The sequence below is a fragment of the Pararobbsia silviterrae genome, assembly GCF_003628125.1.
Taxonomy (GTDB): Bacteria; Pseudomonadota; Gammaproteobacteria; order Burkholderiales; family Burkholderiaceae; genus Pararobbsia; species Pararobbsia silviterrae.
The window spans coordinates 59,748-78,566 of the sequence record NZ_RBZU01000008.1 but is presented as its reverse complement, the minus strand read 5'-3'; the positions used below and the strand labels follow the sequence as shown (position 1 = coordinate 78,566).

The window sequence follows — 18,819 nt, the reverse complement described above, 5'->3', positions numbered from 1 at the left end:
GGTAAGGTCAGCTTTCTCCGATCCGCCGTTCTTCCCCGATGTACGCCGAAACAGCCGATGCCGCCGGACGGTCCGGACGCGCCGCGTCCGATTATCTCGCCCGTTTGAATCCCGCTCAACGCGCGGCCGTCGAGCACGGCGTGCGCGCGCCATCGGCCACCGGCGCCGCCGGCGCGCAGGTGGACGCCCCGCTGCTCGTCATTGCCGGCGCTGGCTCGGGCAAAACGGACACGCTCGCGCACCGCGTCACCCATCTGCTGATCCATGGCGTCGATCCGCGCCGGATTCTGTTGCTGACGTTTTCACGCCGCGCGGCGGGCGAGATGCGCAAACGCGTCGAACGCATCGCCTGGCGCGCGCTCGGCGCCGACGCCGCGACACTCGCCTCGGGACTCCACTGGTCCGGCACATTTCACGGAATTGGCGCGCGATTATTACGTGAATATGCGGGCCAGATCGGTTTATCACCGACCTATACGATTCACGATCGCGAGGATTCGGCCGATCTGATGAACCTCGTTCGTCACGAACTCGATTTTTCGACGAAAGACCGCCGATTTCCGCTCAAATCGACCTGCCTCGCGATTTATTCGCGCGTCGTCAATGCGCAAGCCGATCTCGAAGCCGTGCTCGGTCTCTATTACCCGTGGTGCGCCGAGTGGCGCGACGAACTGCGCGCGCTATTCGGCGCCTATGTCGAAGCGAAACAAAAACAGGACGTGCTCGATTACGACGACCTGCTGCTCTATTGCGCGCACATGATGGCCGAGCCCGCGCTCGCGGCCGATGCGGGCGCGCGTTTCGACCATGTGCTCGTCGACGAATACCAGGACACCAATGCGCTCCAGGCAACGATCCTGCGCGGCCTCAAGCCCGACGGCCGCGGCCTGACGGTCGTCGGCGACGACGCGCAATCGATCTATTCGTTCCGCGCGGCGACCGTACGCAACATCCTCGACTTCCCGTCTCAGTTCGACCCGCCCGCGCGCATCGTCACGCTCGAACAGAATTACCGCTCGACGCAGCCGATCCTCGAGGCGTCGAACGCGGTCATCGGGCTCGCCGCCGAACGCTATACGAAGCATCTGTGGTCCGAGCGCGCGTCCGCGCAGCGGCCGGCGCTCGTGCACGTCAAGGACGAGGCCGATCAGGCGCGCTATGTCTGCGCGCGCGTGCTCGAACAGCGCGAGGCGGGCGTCGAACTCAAAAAGCAGGCCGTGCTGTTTCGCGCATCCGACCACAGCGGCCCGCTCGAAGTCGAACTCACGGTGCGCAACATCCCGTTCGTCAAGTTCGGCGGACTCAAGTTTCTCGACGCGGCGCATGTGAAAGACGTGCTCGCGGTCCTGCGATTCGCGGAGAATCCGCGCGATCGTGTGGCGGGCTTCCGCGTCATGCAAGTGCTGCCCGGTGTGGGTCCCGTGACGGCCGGGCGCGCACTCGACGCGCTCGCCGCGGCGGACGACGTCGCGCACGCACTGCGCACATTCTCGCCGGGCGCGCGCCCGGCGGCCGACTGGGCGGCGTTCGCGGATCTCATCGCCGACATCCGGGCGGGCTTGCACGCGTGGCCGGCGGAGCTCGACCGGATCCGAACCTGGTATGAGCCGCATCTGCTCGACCGCTATGACGACGCGCCCGCGCGACTGGCCGATCTCGTTCAGCTCGCCCATATCGGCGCGAGCTATCCGTCGCGCGAGCGCTTCCTGACCGAACTCGCGCTCGATCCGCCCGATGCCACGAGCGACGAAGCGGGTGTGCCGCTGCGCGACGAGGACTATCTGATCCTGTCGACGATCCACTCGGCCAAGGGGCAGGAATGGCAGCACGTCTTCGTGCTCAACGGGGTCGACGGCTGCATCCCGTCCGACCTGGCGGCGGGATCGCCCGACGAGATCGAGGAAGAACGCCGGCTGCTCTATGTCGCGATGACGCGCGCGAAGGACACGCTCGAGATTCTCGTCCCGGAGCGCTTCTATGTGACGCAGCAGACCGCGCACGGCGATCGCCACGTCTACGGATCCCGCACGCGATTCATTCCGAATACGCTGCTCACGCATTTCGAATCGACGAGCTGGCCGCGCGAACCCGGCGCTCAGGCGACAACACCTGAACAGGCGCGCATGCACATCGATCTCGCCGCTAAAATGCGCAAAATGTGGGGATAATTGCACCGCCACCGGTGCCGCAAACGATCGCCATGCGTCGTTCGCTCGCCAAAAAACCGCATCTCCGCCCAAAGATGCAGCGGGCACGCAAGTAATAAAGGGTTTACACTCAGTGCTTTACGCCGCCTGTGCGGCAAGTCCCGAACCGTCCCGCCCGTGTCCACCGCCCAGCCTGCCGTTCCCGAATCCAGCGCGAACGTCACCGTCAAGATCCTGACCTTCGTCTTTTTCACGTTCATCGTCTATCTGACGATCGGCTTGCCCCTCGCGGTACTGCCCGGATTCGTGCACCAGGATCTCGGCATGAATTCGGTCTTCGCGGGTCTCGTGATCAGCGTCCAATACGTGGCCACGCTCGCGAGCCGGCCGGTCGTCGGACGGCTGTGCGACGACAAGGGCGCCAAACTCTCCGTGTCGATCGGCTTGGTCGTCTGTCTGATCAGCGGCCTCTTCTATCTCGGCACGAGCTTCGTCGACAACCACTCGCCGATGACGGCCTTCACGGTCCTGCTGGTCGGCCGGCTGCTTGCAGGCGTCGGCGAAAGCCTCGTCGGCACGGGGTCGATCCAATGGGCGATCGGCGCCGTCGGTTTCAGCAATACGAGCCGAGTCATCTCGTGGAACGGCATCGCCACCTACGCGGGCCTCGCGGGCGGCGCGCCGCTGGGCGTCGTGCTCGTGCGCACGTTCGGCTTCGCGACGCTCGGCGTCACGGTCATCGCGCTCGCGATCGCGGGACTCGCGCTCGCCTCGCGCCAGATCTCGGTGCCGGCCACGCACGGCGAACGGCTCGGCATGCATCACGTGCTGCGCCGGGTCATCAATTTCGGCGTGGCGCTCGCGCTCGGCGCGACGGGGTTCGGCGTCATCGCGACATTCATCACGCTCTACTACGCGAGCCGCGGCTGGTCGGGCGCCGCATTCGCGCTGACGGTGTTCAGCCTCTGCTTTTGCGGGGCGCGGTTCTTGTTCGTCGACACGATCGCGCGCTACGGCGGCTACAAGATCGCGTGCATTTCGCTCGTCTCCGAGGCGATCGGGCTCGCGCTGCTCGGCCTCGCGCCGAACACGACGCTCGCGCTGCTCGGCGCGGGTCTGGCAGGTATCGGCTTCGCGCTCGTATTCCCGGCGCTCGGGGTGGCCGCCGTCGCGACCGTACCGCTCGCGGACCGCGGTGCGGCGCTCGGCGTCTACTCGGCGTTCGCCGATCTCTCGCTCGGCATCACGGGTCCGCTGGCGGGCATCGTCGCGCACCATTTCGGCTTTTCGGGCATCTACGTGGCCGCCACGGGCCTCGTGCTCATCGGCGCGGGTCTCGTCGCATGGCTCTGGTCGAAAGCGCGCGAGCGTGCGGCCACTTCGATGCTCAACTAGCTGAGCATCGAACTCGCGGCGCATCGAAGTCGCACGAGGATCGGCGGCCGACGCGCCCTAAGCGTTGCCGGGCTTCTGTCGGACCTCGGACAACAGCCGGTCCAGCACACGCAACAACCCCGCTGGATCGACCGGCTTCATCACGTGCATCTGGAATCCTTCGCCGACCGCGCGCAATTGATGCGCCTCGTCGCCGTGCGCCGTCAACGCGACGGCCGGCGCGCTCGGCGCGCCCATCTTGGATTCGAGATCGCGTAACTTCTGAATGAAGTAGTAGCCGTCCATGCCCGGCAGCTCGATGTCGCTGATTACCGCGTCCGGAAGCCGCTGTTCGATGACCGCCAATGCGCCTTCGGCGTCGGCGACCGCCGTGACGTCCGCATCGCAATCGGTCAGCATGGCGGCCAACGACTGCCGGCTGCCCTCCTCATCCTCGACGATGAGAATCTTCTTGCCACTTACCGCATCTGCGTTCATATCGCTTATTCGACACTTCATATTCCGAGGCCGGTCGCGACGGCTCAAGCCATCGTGCCACCGCGCCGGGTCACATCCGCGCGCCGGCATACCGGTTGGCCACCGGTTGCAACGCCGCGCGCGGACGCAGTTCAACATCGCCGGAACAACGACTCACGACCCGCCGGCACGGGGGCTGACGCACCACGGCGCATCAGCCGGAAAAATGCTCCGATTTGAGTACCACGGGCTCCACATGCTGTTTGACGATGCGCCGCTCGAGCGCAACCGCGATCCGTTTGCGGCCGTCCAGATAGGCTCTCGTGAGTCGCTGCTGCTCGGCCTCGGGCGGTACCCAGAACCACATCTCGAGGGCTTTGCGTGCAAGCGCGCACCGGACCTCGCGGCCGTCGACGTCGGCGACAAATTCAAGGAATTGACCATCGCCGGATAACGTTGGTTCGGTCGAGAGCGTAATGTTCATTGGATTCCGTGGTATTCCAAACACCTGGCGAACAAGAAACGCTTGTTCGCTCCATTCAAATGCTGTCGACTCGACTAATAAGCAAACACTGTGCCGGATTCGAATACCGTGATTTGACGAGCCGCGCCGGTGCTTGTTTTCGGGCCAGTGTTACCGAATTTCAAAGTTCTGCGTAAGTTTGACACAGCTAAACAGCTGTCGCACTCGGGATATTCAAGAGAGCTAATTAGACGGATCGTCGCCGCGAGACAAGGCGTTTCCGGTAAACGCATAAGAAAGGCAAAAATTGGCAAACCGCCGTGTTATTTCCCTTGATTACAAGAATATTCAGACCAATACTACAAACTCCATTTGACCGCTCACCGGGAAACATCATGGAAAATATTGCCGCAACCACGACAATGCATAACCAGTTCTCCCCGAAGGCTTTGGGCGTACCGCATCAAACCGTGGGCGAACCGACCGTGCAGAACGCGCTTGCGACGTCGTTGACTCTCGACAGCCAGCTTTGTTTTGCGCTTTACACCGCATCGCTGGCCATGACGAAGGCCTATAAGGCCGTCCTCGAACGCTTCGACCTCACCTATCCGCAGTACCTCGCCATGCTCGTGCTCTGGGAGCACGACGAACTCTCGGTCAAGGATCTGGCCGCCCGGCTCGGCCTCGATTCGGCGACCTTGACGCCGATCCTCAAACGGCTCGAAACCGTCGGCTACGTGCGCCGCGTACGCGGTGTGCTCGATGAACGGCTCGTCCTGATCCATCTGACGGAAGCCGGCAAATCGTTGAAGCTCAGCGCGGCATTTTTACCGACTTACATCAATGAAGTCGCAGGGCGTCCGCTGTCGGATCTGCAACGCCTGCGCGACGAACTTCACGATCTCAAGGCTTCGCTGGCAGGGCGCGTCCGTATGTAGGCCGCGCCGCGTAAGCCGGGCCGCGCCGCGCGCGACGCCGTCGGTGACGGACCGCTTAGCGGTCCGGAGCGGACATTCGGGCGCGGTGTTTGTGCGCGAGTTCCGGGCGCTTGAGCGTACGCGAATCGTGCCCTTGGACGTGCACTCACGTGCATCTCAGTGCGCGCGTCAGCGCGTCGCATCGTGCTGCAACGTTTTCAGGCGAACTGAAGGCAGAGATCGACGAAACGATCGACGGCGCGCAGCGGTGCGGCGCCGTGCGGCACGACGATCGTCAAATGCCGCGTCAAGCGGTCGGGCGGCGCGATCGACAATGCGACAAGCGCATTGTCCTCGTGCCGCATCGACATGGCCGAGACAAAACCCACGCCCATGCCGGCGCGCACCGCCTCCTTGATCCCTTCGACGCCGGCCAGTTCGATCGCGACGCGCATCTGCAGCGCATGGCGTTCGAACGCGCGCTCGACGGTCTGGCGCACGCCGGACCCGCGTTCGCGCAGCACGATCGGATGAGCCGCCAACGCGTCGAGCGGCACTTCGGCGCGTGCGGCGGATTCGTCGCGGAGCGCGCGTGGATCGGATGCACCCGATGTGCTGGATGCGCTGGATGCGCTGGATGCACGTGACGTCCTGACCCCGTCCGGCGCGCCGCGACGCGCAAGCGGGTGCGCAAGGGGCACGACGGCGACGATTTCATCCTCTTTCCATTCGTGCAGTGCCGTCCCCGGCGGCAGCGGCACGCCGGTTTCCCCTTCAATCAACGCGATATCGAGTTCGCCGATCCCCGCGAGCACCTCAGCCGTATTGCCGTAGCGCGTCGAGATCGTGACGCCCGCATGGCGCTGATGAAACGCCGAAATCAGATACGGCAACACATAACTCGCGGGCGTCGTACTCGCACCGATACGCAGATGCCCTGCGTCGAGCGAGCGCAACGCGTCGCGAAACGCAAGGGCTTCGCGATAGTCGGTCCGCAGGCGTTGCGCATGCAGCGCGAGCTGGCGGCCCGCCTCGGTCAGCGCGATGCCGCGTCCGTCGCGGTGATAGAGCGGCTCGCCGAGCTCGTCCTGAAGCTGCTTGAGCTGTCCCGAGACGGCGGGTTGCGAGAGGAACAGCGCACGCGCGGCGCGGCTGATGTTCCGATGCTCGGCCACCGCGGCGAAGGTCAACAACTGTTCAGGGGTCATAGTGCCGTCAACCATCAGAATTTCGGATAGTTTATAACCGAAAAGGCGATTTCACAGATACATCGAAAGCCCTTATTCTTGTTTTGACTTTACTTATATGGATTTGTGGATATGAACTCCGCCACATCGACATCCGGCGCGCCCACAGCAGGATGGCTGCGCGCACATCGCAGCGAACTCAATGGGTTTCTGTTCGTCGCCCTCTTCGCCGCGGCCGTGACGCAGATCGCCGCCATCCCCGCAATCAGCGGGCTCGGCCTGAGTCCCTTGATCATCGGCATCGCCGCGGGCGTCCTCTATGGCAACGCCGTGCGCGAAGCGATGCCCGAAAGCTGGGCGGCCGGCGTGAACTTCGCGGCGCGGCGGCTGCTGCGGATCGCGGTCGCGTTCTACGGACTGCGCATCAGCTTCCAGGAAATCGCGACGGTCGGCGTGCAGGGCTTCGCGGTCTCCGCGTCGATCGTGGTCGTCACGCTCGTCGCCGGGACCTGGATCGGGACGCGCGTGTTCAAGCTCGATCGCGAAGAAGCGCTGTTGACCGCCGCGGGCAGCGCGATCTGCGGCGCCGCCGCGGTGCTCGCATTTGAATCGACGCTGCAATCGAAGCCGCACAAGAGCGCGATCGCGGTCGGCACCGTCGTCTTGTTCGGCACGCTGTCGATGTTTCTGTATCCCGCGCTGATACGTATCGGCTTCGTCCATCTCGATACGATCGGCACCGGGCTGTTCTTCGGCGGCACGATTCATGAAGTCGCGCAGGTCGTCGGGGCCGCGAGCGCGGTGAGCCCCGAGGCCACGCATATCGCGACGATCGTCAAGATGACGCGCGTGCTGATGCTCGTGCCCGTACTGCTCGTGTTGACGGTCTGGCTTGCGCGCCGCGACGCCGTGCAGCGGACTGCCTCGCACGACGGCACGCATGCACCGGCCGACGCCGTGAAGCGCACGATCGCCGTGCCCTGGTTCGCACTCGGCTTTCTCGCGCTCGTCGGCGTCAACTCCTTGCATCTGTTGCCCGATGCGGCCGTGCATACGCTCAACACGCTCGACACCTTTGCGTTGACGATGGCGATGACGGCGCTCGGCATCGAAACGCGCTTCGCGCAGATTCGCCAAGCAGGTCCGCGTGCGCTGTTCTTCGGCCTGAGCCTCTATGTGTGGCTGATTGCCGGCGGTCTCGGCATCACCTATCTCGCACAACATCTGCTTTGATACGTGGACGGATGGCGGCGGCGAACGCCGTCGCCATTCGCCACGCTCACCGATTCGGCGTCCCGCGCATCGCATCCGGTCTGCGACGCGTACGAAGCGCCTCATGCATCGAGCGTCATGCATCGAGCCTCATGCGCCGCCCCTTAAGCTTCGACCTCGAATGTGCCGACGACCTTTTCCATGCGGAACGCCTGTTCCTTCAGCGACGCGCTGGCCGCCGCGGCCTGCTCGACGAGCGCCGCGTTCTGCTGCGTCATCTGATCGAGCTGATTGATCGCGACGTTGACCTGCTCGATGCCGTCGCCCTGCTGCGCGGATGCGTGCGCGATCTCGTTGACGATGCCGTCGACACGGCCGATCGATTCGATCACGCCGCGAATCGCGACATCGGCCTCCTCGAACAGCTTCGTGCCGTTTTCGACGCTGACCGACGAGCGGTCGATCATCGCCTTGACGTCTTTCGCGGCCGTCGCCGTGCGATGCGCCAGCGTGCGAACCTCGCCCGCGACGACCGCGAAGCCCTTGCCCTGCTCGCCCGCCCGCGCGGCCTCGACCGCGGCGTTGAGCGCGAGGATGTTCGTCTGGAATGCGATGCCCTCGATCGTCGAGATCAGTTCGGTCATCTCGCGCGCGTGCTTCGCGATACCCGTCATAACCGTCACGCCGCGCGTGATGACCTCGCCGCTGCTGCTCGCATCGGCCGACGCCTGACGGCTCAATTGCCCCGCATGCTGCGCGTTGTCCGCGTTGTGGCGCACGGTCGACGTGAGTTCTTCCATGCTCGCCGCGGTCTGTTCGAGCGACGCCGCCTGTTCTTCGGTGCGCCGCGACAGGTCGAGATTGCCCGACGCGATCTCGTCGCTGCCGACGCGTACCGCCTCTGCACTCGACTTCGTCGCGACGATCGTCTCGTTCAATGCGTTCAGCACGTCGTTCATGCGCGCGCGGATCGTCGCGAGCTCATCACGCCCCGCGACATCGAGCCGGCCACGCAGATCGCCCTCGCTCACACGCGTCATCGACGCCGCGATATCGTCGACATCCGCGCTCGTGCGACGCGCGAACGCGACGAACAGATAGAGCGCGAGCACGACCGAGATCGCGCTGATCGCGATCAGCGCGACCAGATGTTCGGCTTGCGCATGCTCGCGTTCGGTCAGCAGCGTGCGCAACATCATCGCGAGCGCGCGATGCGCGTTGTCGATCGCATCGACCGCGCGCGTGCCCTTGTCGAAGTAGGCCGACGCATTCGGCGCCGGCGCATCCGATGGCACACCGAGGTCCGCGACGGTCTTCTGAAATGCGTCGAAGTCACCGAAATCAAGCGCCTGCAGCGCCGACGACTGTGCGCCGTCGCCGAGCGCGCGCTGCGTGCGCTGCAGATCGTGCCGGACGTCGTCGAGCTGGTCATGAAGCAGTTCCGCATGCACGCCGAGCGCGCCGCGGTCGGCGGGATCGATCTGCGGCTGGCTCAATGCCGCCGCGCCTTTGCCACGCGCAATCGCAGCCGTCTCGGCGGCCGCGGGCAGCGAGAACACAACGGTGTTCATCAGGTAGTAGGTCGCGGCTTCGGGATCGAGCGCGAGCTGGGATTGATCGGCGAGATCCGCCGTGTACGCGAAGATCGCTCGCACGAGTGCAGAGTGCGCATCGAAGACGGTCTTCGCAGGCCCCGACAATGCAAGCGCGGCGAGTGCCGTGTATTGCGCCGCGAGCGCATCGGTGCTCGACTTGACCGAGAACGACTGCGTGCGCGCGGCCTGTTCGACAAGGGCACGTTCGAGTCGCTCGGCATCGGCACTCGCCGCATCGAACGACGCACGCATGTCGGCGTTGCCCGACATCAGCGCGGCGCTTGCGCCGCGCCGCTTCTGCACGGCCTTCAGGAAGGCCTGGCTCGTTTCGAGCAGCGATACGCCTTCGAGCTCCTGACGTGTCGACGTATACGTCGCGATATCGTCGCTCACGATCGAGTAGAGACAGACCGACAGCGGCAGCAGAAACAACAAGGCAAGGACGATGAGTTTCTTCGACATCGTCAGCCGGCCCATCAAGGCGACACCGGGGGCAAACACATGCATTGTTCTAGGTTCCTCAGGTTCACGGCCGTGCCGGATCACGCGTGGGGGCGCATGTACCCATGCGGCACATCGGCTATAACGGCGACGTGTGCATGATCCTGAGGTCTACGAACTCAATTCTTCTCGACCGCACAATGGCGGCGCATGTTTTGCGCGCCGTGGTGCGCAATTGACGCATCGCGGTGCAGCGCGAGGCCGCGACCGCGATGCATACCTTACATTGCTGACGCCGCCGATGCGCGCTCGGACACCGACGCGGGCGCGTCGCGTTTGATCGTGTCACGCAAGCTATGGCCCGCGTCGTCGACCGGCGGGCTGCCCATCGAATCGAACAGTGTGGCCGTATCGGCGAGCCGCTGCGCACGCGCGCGAAGATACTGAACGCGCGCGCTCTGGTACTGCTGATCCGCCGACAACGTCGCGTAGAACGGCGTCGCGCCAAGCTTGTATTTCGCATCGGTATCGCGCGTCATGCCCTGTGCGGCATCCATCGCGCGATGCGTCTGCGTCAGCGTGTTCGCGTCCTCGTCGAGCGAGACGAGCGTATTCGCGACCGTCTGAAAAGCCGACAACACGGTTTGCTTGTACTGCGCAACGGCGGCCTCGTACGACTGCTCGTATTGGTGCTTGCGCGCGACCAGCGCGCCGCCATGGAACAGCGGCTGCGTCAACGACGCGCCCATGCTCCAGACGAGACCGGCCGGCGACGTGAACGTCGTCCAGTCGAAGCCGCCGCGCCCGTACGACGCCGACAGCGACAGCGACGGGAACATCGCGGCCGTCGCGGCGCCGGCCTGATCGGCGGCCGCGCGAACCGCCGCCTCGGCCGCGAGAATATCGGGGCGCTGATGCAGCAACTCGGACGGCACGGCCACCGGAACATCGTCGGGCAGATGCAGCTCGTCGAGCGTCAGCGGTTCGGGCGCCTTGTCGGGCGTACGGCCGATCAGCACGGCCTGCGCATGACGCATCGCAAGCCATTGCGCGCGCATCGCGGGCAAGGTGGCGGCCGCGTTCGCCGCATCCTGCTCGGCGCTCAACGCGTCGTCATGCGATGCACCGCCGAGTGTGTACCGCGCGGCCGTTTGCTGCGCGCGTTGCTCGCCGAGTTCGACGAGTTTCTCCGTCGCATGGACCTGTTCGTTCAGCGAGGCGATGTTGACCGTCGTAACGACGATATTCGCCGCGAGCGCGCGTCGCGCCGCATCGAATTGCAACGATTGCTGTTGCACTTGACCCGCGAGCGCGCGATCGGCGAGCAGCGCCGCGCCGAAGAAATCGAACGTATACGATGCCTGGACTTGCGCGTCGAAGATGTTGTAAAGGAAGGTCTCCTGCGACGGCAGGATCGGAATCCCGAGCGCGCGCTGACGCGACGGCGCGAAGCCGACATCGACGCTCGGGAACAGCGAGTTGCCGATCTCGGAGCGTAATCCCTCGCGCGCCGCATTCAACGTATGCTGGGTGGCCGCGAGCGACGGACTGTTCGCGAAGCCCTCTTCGATCAGGGCGTTCAATGCGTCCGACCGATAGGCCTTCCACCATTGCGGAACCGGTTGCGCGCCGACGTCGAGCCGCTGCGCGACGCCGTCCGCGGCCGGCAGCTGCGCGGCTTGCCCTTCGACCGAATAGTGCTCGGGCGATGCGATCTGCGGCGGATTCCGGTCGGGACCGAACAGGCCGCACCCTCCGAGACTCAGCGCAAGCGCGCCGAGCGCGAGCCGTGTGAGTGACGGTGTCGGTAACAAATATCTCGATGTCATACGGCCTCCCGCGGTGCTTCGTCGCGCTTGACGCGGAACCATGTCGCATACAGCGCCGGCAGATAGAACAAGGTCAGGATCGTCGCGACCGTGATGCCGCCCATGAGCGCGGTCGCCATCGGCCCGAAGAAGTTGCTGCGCAACAGCGGAATCAGCGCGAGCACCGCGGCCGCCGCCGTCAGCGTGATCGGTCTGAACCGCCGGACCGTGGCCCCGATGATCGCCTCGAACCGGCTATGTCCGCCGCGGATGTCCTGCTCGATCTGATCGACGAGAATCACCGAGTTGCGCATGATGATCCCGAACATCGCAATCGTGCCGAGCATCGCGACGAAGCCGAACGGCATGTGGAACAGCAGCAGCGCGAGCACGACGCCGATCAGGCCGAGCGGCGCGGTCAACACGACCATCAGCACGCGGCTGAAGCTCTGGAGCTGGACCATCAGCAATACGAGCACCGCGATCGCGAGCAACGGCATCTGCGCGTTGATCGACGCCTGCGCCTTGCCGTTTTCCTCAACCGCGCCGCCGATCTCGATCCGATAACCGATCGGCAAGCGCTTGCGGAGTTCGCCGAGTTTCGCGTCGACCGCATTCGTGACGTCGATCCCCTGCTTGTTATGCTGGACATCGGATTGCACGGTGATCGTCGGTTGGCGATCGCGCTCCCAAACGACGCCGTATTCGAGGCCATACGTGAAACGCCCGACCGCCGCGAGCGGCACGGCCGTGCCCGATGGCGACGGAACGGCGAGACGTTCGATCTGCGACGGATCGACGCGATCGTGCTCGGGGGCGCGCAAATCGACGCCGATCAGTTTGTCGCGCTCGCGGAATTGCGTGATCGTGTAGCCCGTCAGCGACATCTGCAGATAGTTCGCGATATCCGTCGACGACAGATTGAGCGCGCGCGCCTTGTTCTGGTCGACCTCGAAATGAACGGAGCGCTCCGCGGGCTCGTCCCAGTCGTACTGGACATTCACGGTATCGGGGTTCGCGCGCATGATCGACGCGACTTCGTCGGACAGCGCGCGCACGGTGCCGATCTCGGGCCCCGTCACGCGGAACTGGACCGGATACCCGATCGGCGGCCCGTTCTCAAGCCGGCTGATCCGTGTGCGCACCGTCGCGAAGTCGTTGCGCAGCACGCTGTCGAGATCGCGCGCGAGCGCCTCGCGGTCCTTGATGGTTTTCGCGGTGATCACGAACTGCGCGAAGTTCGGCGATTCGAGTTGCTGATCGAGCGGCAGATAGAAACGCGGCGCGCCCGATCCGACGAAGTCGATGAAGTGATCGATGCCGTTGCGCTTCGCGAGCACGGCTTCGAGCCGCTGCGTCTCGCGCAGCGTGGCCGCGAACGACGCGCCCTCGGGCAAGCGCATATCGACGAGCAGCTCGGTCCGGTCGGAACTCGGGAAGAACTGCTGCGGCACGAGCGTGAAGCCCGCGAGCGCGATGACGAACAGCACGATCGTCACGACGAGCACGACGAAACGCCGCTCGACGCACCAGCCGATCCAGCCGCGCAGCCGCGTGTAGAACTTCGTGTCGTAGATATCGTGATGTTCGTGCGAGACGTTGCCGTCCTCGTCGTGCTTGAACGCGCGGCGCGTCGGATGTTCGGACAGGATCCGGTAGCCGAGCAGCGGGATCACGATGACGGCCGCGAGCCACGACAGCAAGAGCGCGATCGCCGACACCTCGAAGATCGAGCGCGTGTACTCGCCCGTCGCCGACTTGGCGAGCGCGATCGGCAAGAAGCCCGAGACCGTCACGAGCGTCCCCGTGAGCATCGGAAACGCGGTGCTCGTATACGCATAGGCCGCGGCACGCATGCGGTCGAAGCCTTGTTCGAGCTTGACCGCCATCATCTCGACCGCAATGATCGCGTCGTCGACGAGCAGGCCGAGCGCGAGAATCAAGGTGCCGAGCGAGACCTTGTGCAGGCCGATGTCGAACATGTACATGAACAGCGAGGTCGCCGCGAGCACGAGCGGAATCGAGATCACGACGACCATGCCCGTACGCAACCCGAGACTGATGAGGCTCACGACGAGCACGATGCCGATCGCTTCGGCGACCGCTTCGACGAAGTCGTCGATCGAATGCTTGACCGCGTGCGGCATGCTCGACACTTCGACGAGCTTGAGCCCCGCGGGCAAGGCGGCCTGCAGGTGTTGCATCTCGGCGTCGAGCGATTTGCCGAGCGCGATGACGTCGCCCTTCGGCTCCATCGTGACGCCGATGCCGAACACATTGTGTCCCGCGTAGCGCATGTATTCGGTCGGCGGATCCGTGTAGCCGCGCTTGATCGTCGCGATGTCGCCGAGGCGGATCACGCGATTGTTCACGCGGATCAGCGTGTCGGCGAGCTTGTCGACGTCCTGGAACTGGCCGCTCGGCCGCACGTAGACGCGGTCGTTCGCCGTCGTGAAGAGCCCCGCCGCCGCGACCGCGTTCTGCGCGTTGACCGCATCGGCGATCTGCTGCGGCGTCAGACCCAGCTTCGCGAGCTGCGCGTTCGCGATTTCGACATAGATCCGCTGTTCCTGATCGGCGAGAAAGTCGACCTTGTTGACGCCAGGCACGCGCAACAGCTCGACGCGCAAACGCTCGGCGTAATCGTGCATTTGCGCGAACGAAAAGCCGTCGCCTTCGAGCGCGTATATGTTCGTGTAGACGTCGCCGAATTCGTCATTGAAGAAAGGACCCTGCACGCCGGGGGGCAGCGTATAGGCAATATCGCCGACTTTCTTGCGGACCTGGTACCAGGTATCGGGCACTTGCGAGGGCGGTGCCGCATCGCGGATCGTAAAGAACAACTGCGATTCGCCGGGGCGCGAGTAGCTTCGCAGAAAATCGACATCGGGCGTTTCCTGAAGCTTGCGCGCGATGCGATCCGTGACCTCTTCCTGAACCTGCCGCGCGGTCGCACCCGGCCATAGCGTGCGGATCACCATGACCTTGAACGTGAACGGCGGGTCTTCCGACTGCGCGAGCTTGCCGTACGAAAGCACGCCGAACAGCGTGATCAGCGCGAGCAGGAAGGTCACGAGCGCCTGATGCTCAAGCGTCCAGGTCGACAGATTGAAACGGTGCGCGACCTCGGCGGGTTCAAGCGGCGGCTGTGCGTGCGCGTCATGCCCGCCGTGCGCCGCGTGGTGGGGATCGTGCGCGGCGTCCGCGGCCTTCGCGCCGTCCGGCGGATGCACGCCCGCCGTTGCGTCGTCTCGTGCGTCGGTCATTGTGCGGATCCCTCGCCGTCGAACAAGGGCTTGACGGGCTTCACGCGCTCACCCGCAAAGACCGTGTGCACGCCGGCCAGCACGATCTGTTCGCCATCCTTGATCCCGTCGGTCACGGTCGCCGTACGATCGCCGTACAGGCTCACGGACACGGCGCGAAGCTCAAGCGTCGAGTCGGCGGGACGCACGACCCAGACCGCCGGATTGCGGCCCTCGTGGAAGATCGCCGTCGAGGGAACCGTGAACACGCCGCCCGCGGGCCCGGCTTGCGCGGACGCCGCCGCGGGCGCGAGCACCGCATCGCCCGTCATGCCGAGCCGGACATCGTCGGCGGGCTTCGCGAGCGTCAGCTTGACGCGGAACGTGCGGCTTTGCGGATCGGCCGACGGCGCGATCTCGCGGACCTTCGCGGCATAGCTGCGGCCCGGCAGCGCGGGGAACGTGACCGTCGCGGACTGGCCGGGCACGACGCGCCCGAGATCGCTTTCGGCCGCATCGAGGATCACGTCGGTATCGCCGCTCCACGCGAGTCCGTACACGGCCTGGCCGGCCGACACCACCTGACCCGTATCCGCGTTTTCGCTCGTGATCCAGCCGTCGTGATCGGCGCTCAGCGTGTTGTAGTCGAGATTGTTCCGCGCGACGACCAGCTGCGCGGCGGCCTGATCGCGGCCGGCCAGCGCGGATGCGTAGTTATCCTGCGTTTGTTCGAGCTGATTCGTCGCGACGAGGTTTTGCGCGGCCTGCGCCGTATCGCGATCGAGCTGCTGCTTGGCGAACACGAGCCGATGGTCGGCCGCATCGAGCGACGATTGCGCGCTGGCGAGCTGCTTTTGCGAATCCGAAGGATCGAGACGCGCGACGATCTGTCCCTTGTGCACGGCGTCGCCGAGACGCACATTGCGTTCGACGATCTTGCCCGCGATCCGGAACGACATGGTGTTCGAGTAGCGCGCCTGCACTTCGACCGGATATCGGACCGCGAGACCGCCGGCCGTCCCCGAGTCGGGATGCACGGGCAGCGCGACGACGACGGCCGGCGGCGCCGACGCCTCGGGCGCGCGATGGCAGGCAGCGAGCGCAAGCGCGCAGAGGACAGCGGCGCTCACGCGCGTGGCCGCGACCGGAGCGGCGGGTTGCCGGGCATCGGCACGCCGGACGGCGTATCGCCGCGCGGGGCGCCGCGAAGCGGCGCGAGACAACAGGTCCATCACGTTCACGACGACTCCTTTGGCGATGCGTCGAGGCAACACCCATTTGATGGGCATGAATGATTGGCACGATCGGAACGGCTCGCGCGCACTTCGCGATGCGCGAACGACGGCGAACGACGAACGGCATGGAAATACACGAACGCATCTTAATACACACTTGTATCTGAATTCAATCCCGAACTAGGATTTGATTGTGTATGTGCTAGGATGCCGAGCATGACCCGCAAACGCCTGACACGAGAAGAGAGCCGCGACCAGACCCGTCAACGTCTGCTCGACGCGGCGGAAAAGCTCATCGCCAAGAAAGGACTCGCCGCCACGAGCGTCGAGGACATCGCCGATGCGGCCGGCTACACGCGCGGCGCGTTCTACTCGAACTTCGGCGGCAAGAACGATCTGTTCATCGAGTTGCTGCGTCGCGATCATCAGCAAGCGACAGACCAGCTCAATGCACTGCTGAGCGACGAAATTCCGGTCGAGCAATTGCAAAGCCGCACGCGCGAGATCTATAGCCAGCTCTATCGCGACAACGAGTGCTTCATGAACTGGACCGAGGCGCGCATGGCTGCCGCGCGCGATCCGAAGTTCCGCGCGAAGCTGTCCGCGCTGATGCAGGAAAAGCGCATGCAGATCGCGCAGTTCATCGAGTACTTCTATCAGCGCGTCGGCGTGACGCCGCCCACGACGCCCGAGGCGATGGCGATGGGTTTCATGAGTCTCGTCGAGGGCGTCACGCTGTTCATGCTGTCGACGCCGCAAGACATGAACAAGACGCAGGCGGAGTCGATCCTGACGCTGTTCGTCGACTCGTTGATGGAACTCGCGATTCTGAAAGCGCGGACGCCGAGCGCGCTTTGATTCAAACCGAGCGCGTCTGCGGCAAGCGGATCCGCCCCGTGATCAACGCCGCACCGAGCAGAATCACCATGCAACCCGCGATCATCAGCGCGGTCACGCGTTCGCCGAGAAACACGGCGCCCCAGATCATGCCGAAGATCGGGATCAGGAACGTGACCGACGCGGCCTGCGCGGCGCCCACGTGCGCGATGAGCCGGAAATAGATCACATACGCGAGGCCCGTGCAGAGCAATCCGAGCAGGATCGTCGCCCCCCATGCGCGCACCGACACCGGCGCGCCAGGCAGCGTGAGCAGCGCGGGCACGGCAAGGAGAAGCGTCGCGAAGCCCATGCTCGCGAACGCCACGGTCATCGGACGCACGGCGCCGAGATGCCGTTTCGAATAGTTCGCCGCGAAACCATACGACAGCGTCGCGATCAGCACCGCGCCGATCGCACTCGGAATGCTCGCGCTCGCGAGCCGCAGCGTATCGGACAAGAGCGCGCCGACGCCGACGATGCCGAGCACGAGACCCAGGACCGCCGCGCGCGTAAGCCGCGTGCGAAACCAGATGGCGGCGATCGCCGCGGTCCAGAGCGGTGTCGTCGCGTTCAGAATCGCATCGAAGCCGGCGTTCAGATACAGCATCGAATAGCCGAACATGCAGAACGGCAATGCGGAATTCGATATGCCGACCACGAGCAAAGGCTTCCACGCCGCGCGAATTTCGGCGCGCGCGACCGGATCGAATGCGACGAACGGCGCAAGCGCGAGCACGGCGATCCCCACGCGCAACGCGATCATGACGACCGGCCCGAACTCGGGCGCGGCCACGCGCATGAACAAGAACGAAGCGCCCCACAGGGCGGCGAGCAACAGCAATTCAGCAGTGTGGCGATTCATGGCGCAACAGTTAGGCAAATGAAAGCATCGATCATCGCCGGATCGGCGAGACCGTTCAAGCCTCGCCGGTCAAGGCGAATTCGGGACGACGGCTCGCGGCGCCCTGTTTTTCGAGCGCGAGCAAGGCGCGCTTGCGATCGAGACCGCCCGCGTAGCCGGTCAACGACCCCGACTGGCCGATCACGCGGTGACACGGCACGATGATCGAGATCGGATTGCGCCCGACCGCGCCGCCGACCGCGCGCGCCTTGGCTTTGGGCAGACCGACCCTGAGCGCGATATCGCCGTACGTCGTAAGCACGCCGTAGTCGATCGTCAGCAGCGCGCGCCAGACATGTTCCTGAAACGGCGTCCCGCGCGGCGCGAGCGGCACCGTAAACGCCGCCAGGTCGCCGTGAAAATAGGCGTCGATCTGTTCGTGCGTCGCGCGGATCACCGCATGCGTGGGCGCGCGCCGCCAGCCGTCGAGCGTCGGCGAGTATTTCTGGTTCAGAAACCAGAGTCCCGACAGCGCTTCGCCGTCGGACGCGATGAGCATCTCGCCGAGCGGACTCGGCATCGTGTCGAATTCAGTCATGACTTGCCTCGTGCTTGAGTCGATCGTGGTGGCGCCAGAGATGGACCGTCGCGTACGCGCGCCAGGGCGCCCATTGCGCCGCCTGCGCGCTCGCCTGTGCGGCCGTCTCGACGCCGAGGTGACGGCGCAGGATCAGATCGCCCGCGGGAAATGCATTGGGCCACGACAGCGCGCGCATGGCCACGTATTGCGCGGTCCAATCGCCGATGCCCTTGATCGCGAGCATGCGCTCGAGCGTCGGTTCGAGCGGTTCGAGCGGCGCGAGCCGCAAGCGGCCCGACGCGACCTCGACCGACAGCGCGTGCAAGGTCAGGGCGCGCGCCTGCGTGAGGCCGCCGACTTCGCGCAACCGCGCGGCGCCCGCTTGCGCGAAATCCGCGGCGAGCGGAAACGCCACGCG

15 protein-coding genes are annotated in these 18,819 nt (G+C 65.1%); 5 read left to right on the top strand and 10 right to left on the bottom strand.

Going from position 1 to position 18,819, the window contains the following annotated elements:
• Positions 1–38: 38 nt before the first annotated feature.
• Together D7S86_RS17725 and D7S86_RS17720 are read left to right on the top strand one after the other, a co-directional pair.
• Entirely contained in the window at positions 39–2,168 is a 2,130-nt protein-coding gene (locus tag D7S86_RS17725) for an ATP-dependent helicase (RefSeq protein WP_121088201.1), read from the top strand.
• Between the two features lie 156 nt (positions 2,169–2,324).
• Complete coding sequence (locus D7S86_RS17720) at positions 2,325–3,542, top strand: MFS transporter (protein ID WP_121088200.1); 1,218 nt, start codon at positions 2,325–2,327, stop codon at positions 3,540–3,542.
• A gap of 57 nt (positions 3,543–3,599) precedes the next feature.
• On the opposite strand, the gene D7S86_RS17715 is transcribed toward D7S86_RS17720, so the two are convergent.
• Both D7S86_RS17715 and D7S86_RS17710 read right to left on the bottom strand, forming a co-directional pair.
• Positions 3,600–4,067, bottom strand: a complete 468-nt coding sequence (locus D7S86_RS17715; RefSeq protein WP_240648251.1) for a response regulator — start codon at positions 4,065–4,067, stop codon at positions 3,600–3,602.
• A 145-nt stretch (positions 4,068–4,212) separates the two neighbouring features.
• Complete coding sequence (locus D7S86_RS17710; RefSeq protein WP_121088198.1) at positions 4,213–4,482, bottom strand: DUF1488 family protein; 270 nt, start codon at positions 4,480–4,482, stop codon at positions 4,213–4,215.
• 374 nt (positions 4,483–4,856) lie between these two features.
• Here D7S86_RS17710 and D7S86_RS17705 point away from each other — a divergent pair, with 374 nt between their 5' ends.
• Positions 4,857–5,399: a MarR family winged helix-turn-helix transcriptional regulator gene (locus D7S86_RS17705; RefSeq protein WP_240648250.1), complete on the top strand. Its 543-nt coding sequence runs from the start codon at positions 4,857–4,859 to the stop codon at positions 5,397–5,399.
• Between the two features lie 197 nt (positions 5,400–5,596).
• Here D7S86_RS17705 and D7S86_RS17700 read toward each other — a convergent pair whose 3' ends face one another.
• The gene (locus tag D7S86_RS17700; protein WP_121088197.1) at positions 5,597–6,586 is read right to left on the bottom strand and encodes a LysR family transcriptional regulator; all 990 of its coding nucleotides are present in this window, start codon (positions 6,584–6,586) and stop codon (positions 5,597–5,599) included.
• Positions 6,587–6,697: 111 nt separating this feature from the next.
• Here D7S86_RS17700 and D7S86_RS17695 point away from each other — a divergent pair, with 111 nt between their 5' ends.
• Positions 6,698–7,798, top strand: a complete 1,101-nt coding sequence (locus D7S86_RS17695) for a YeiH family protein (RefSeq protein WP_121088196.1) — start codon at positions 6,698–6,700, stop codon at positions 7,796–7,798.
• Positions 7,799–7,941: 143 nt separating this feature from the next.
• On the opposite strand, the gene D7S86_RS17690 is transcribed toward D7S86_RS17695, so the two are convergent.
• The 4 genes from D7S86_RS17690 to D7S86_RS17675 all read right to left on the bottom strand — a co-directional run bounded on the left by D7S86_RS17690 (position 7,942) and on the right by D7S86_RS17675 (position 15,996).
• The gene (locus D7S86_RS17690; protein ID WP_240648249.1) at positions 7,942–9,879 is read right to left on the bottom strand and encodes a methyl-accepting chemotaxis protein; all 1,938 of its coding nucleotides are present in this window, start codon (positions 9,877–9,879) and stop codon (positions 7,942–7,944) included.
• A 215-nt stretch (positions 9,880–10,094) separates the two neighbouring features.
• Complete coding sequence (locus tag D7S86_RS17685) at positions 10,095–11,642, bottom strand: efflux transporter outer membrane subunit (protein ID WP_121088194.1); 1,548 nt, start codon at positions 11,640–11,642, stop codon at positions 10,095–10,097.
• Positions 11,639–14,887, bottom strand: a complete 3,249-nt coding sequence (locus D7S86_RS17680) for an efflux RND transporter permease subunit (protein WP_121088193.1) — start codon at positions 14,885–14,887, stop codon at positions 11,639–11,641. The genes D7S86_RS17685 and D7S86_RS17680 overlap by 4 nt, the downstream gene beginning before the upstream one ends.
• Positions 14,884–15,996 (bottom strand): efflux RND transporter periplasmic adaptor subunit, encoded by a 1,113-nt coding sequence (locus tag D7S86_RS17675; RefSeq protein WP_240648248.1) that lies wholly within the window; start codon positions 15,994–15,996, stop codon positions 14,884–14,886. Before D7S86_RS17675 ends, D7S86_RS17680 begins: the two co-directional genes overlap by 4 nt.
• A 321-nt stretch (positions 15,997–16,317) precedes the next feature.
• Between D7S86_RS17675 and D7S86_RS17670 the strand changes: the two genes are divergently transcribed.
• Positions 16,318–16,959, top strand: a complete 642-nt coding sequence (locus D7S86_RS17670; protein WP_121088369.1) for a TetR/AcrR family transcriptional regulator — start codon at positions 16,318–16,320, stop codon at positions 16,957–16,959.
• 1 nt (position 16,960) lies between these two features.
• Here the strand turns inward: D7S86_RS17670 and D7S86_RS17665 are convergent, their stop codons facing one another.
• The 3 genes from D7S86_RS17665 to D7S86_RS17655 form a co-directional block, all read right to left on the bottom strand.
• Complete coding sequence (locus D7S86_RS17665) at positions 16,961–17,842, bottom strand: DMT family transporter (RefSeq protein ID WP_121088191.1); 882 nt, start codon at positions 17,840–17,842, stop codon at positions 16,961–16,963.
• Positions 17,843–17,897: 55 nt separating this feature from the next.
• Positions 17,898–18,419, bottom strand: a complete 522-nt coding sequence (locus tag D7S86_RS17660) for a methylated-DNA--[protein]-cysteine S-methyltransferase (RefSeq protein WP_121088190.1) — start codon at positions 18,417–18,419, stop codon at positions 17,898–17,900.
• On the bottom strand, positions 18,412–18,819 hold a 408-nt coding region (locus tag D7S86_RS17655), incomplete at its 5' end, for a DNA glycosylase family protein (RefSeq protein WP_476704092.1). The genes D7S86_RS17660 and D7S86_RS17655, both read right to left, overlap by 8 nt.

Coding starts and splice junctions, on each gene's coding strand:
- D7S86_RS17670 (WP_121088369.1), top strand. CDS start 16,318: ATGACCCGCAAACGCCTGACACGAGAAGAGAGCCGCGACCAGACCCGT.
- D7S86_RS17700 (WP_121088197.1), bottom strand. CDS start 6,586: ATGACCCCTGAACAGTTGTTGACCTTCGCCGCGGTGGCCGAGCATCGG.
- D7S86_RS17660 (WP_121088190.1), bottom strand. CDS start 18,419: ATGACTGAATTCGACACGATGCCGAGTCCGCTCGGCGAGATGCTCATC.
- D7S86_RS17665 (WP_121088191.1), bottom strand. CDS start 17,842: ATGAATCGCCACACTGCTGAATTGCTGTTGCTCGCCGCCCTGTGGGGC.
- D7S86_RS17705 (WP_240648250.1), top strand. CDS start 4,857: ATGGAAAATATTGCCGCAACCACGACAATGCATAACCAGTTCTCCCCG.
- D7S86_RS17685 (WP_121088194.1), bottom strand. CDS start 11,642: ATGACATCGAGATATTTGTTACCGACACCGTCACTCACACGGCTCGCG.
- D7S86_RS17710 (WP_121088198.1), bottom strand. CDS start 4,482: ATGAACATTACGCTCTCGACCGAACCAACGTTATCCGGCGATGGTCAA.
- D7S86_RS17725 (WP_121088201.1), top strand. CDS start 39: ATGTACGCCGAAACAGCCGATGCCGCCGGACGGTCCGGACGCGCCGCG.
- D7S86_RS17680 (WP_121088193.1), bottom strand. CDS start 14,887: ATGACCGACGCACGAGACGACGCAACGGCGGGCGTGCATCCGCCGGAC.
- D7S86_RS17690 (WP_240648249.1), bottom strand. CDS start 9,879: ATGCATGTGTTTGCCCCCGGTGTCGCCTTGATGGGCCGGCTGACGATG.
- D7S86_RS17695 (WP_121088196.1), top strand. CDS start 6,698: ATGAACTCCGCCACATCGACATCCGGCGCGCCCACAGCAGGATGGCTG.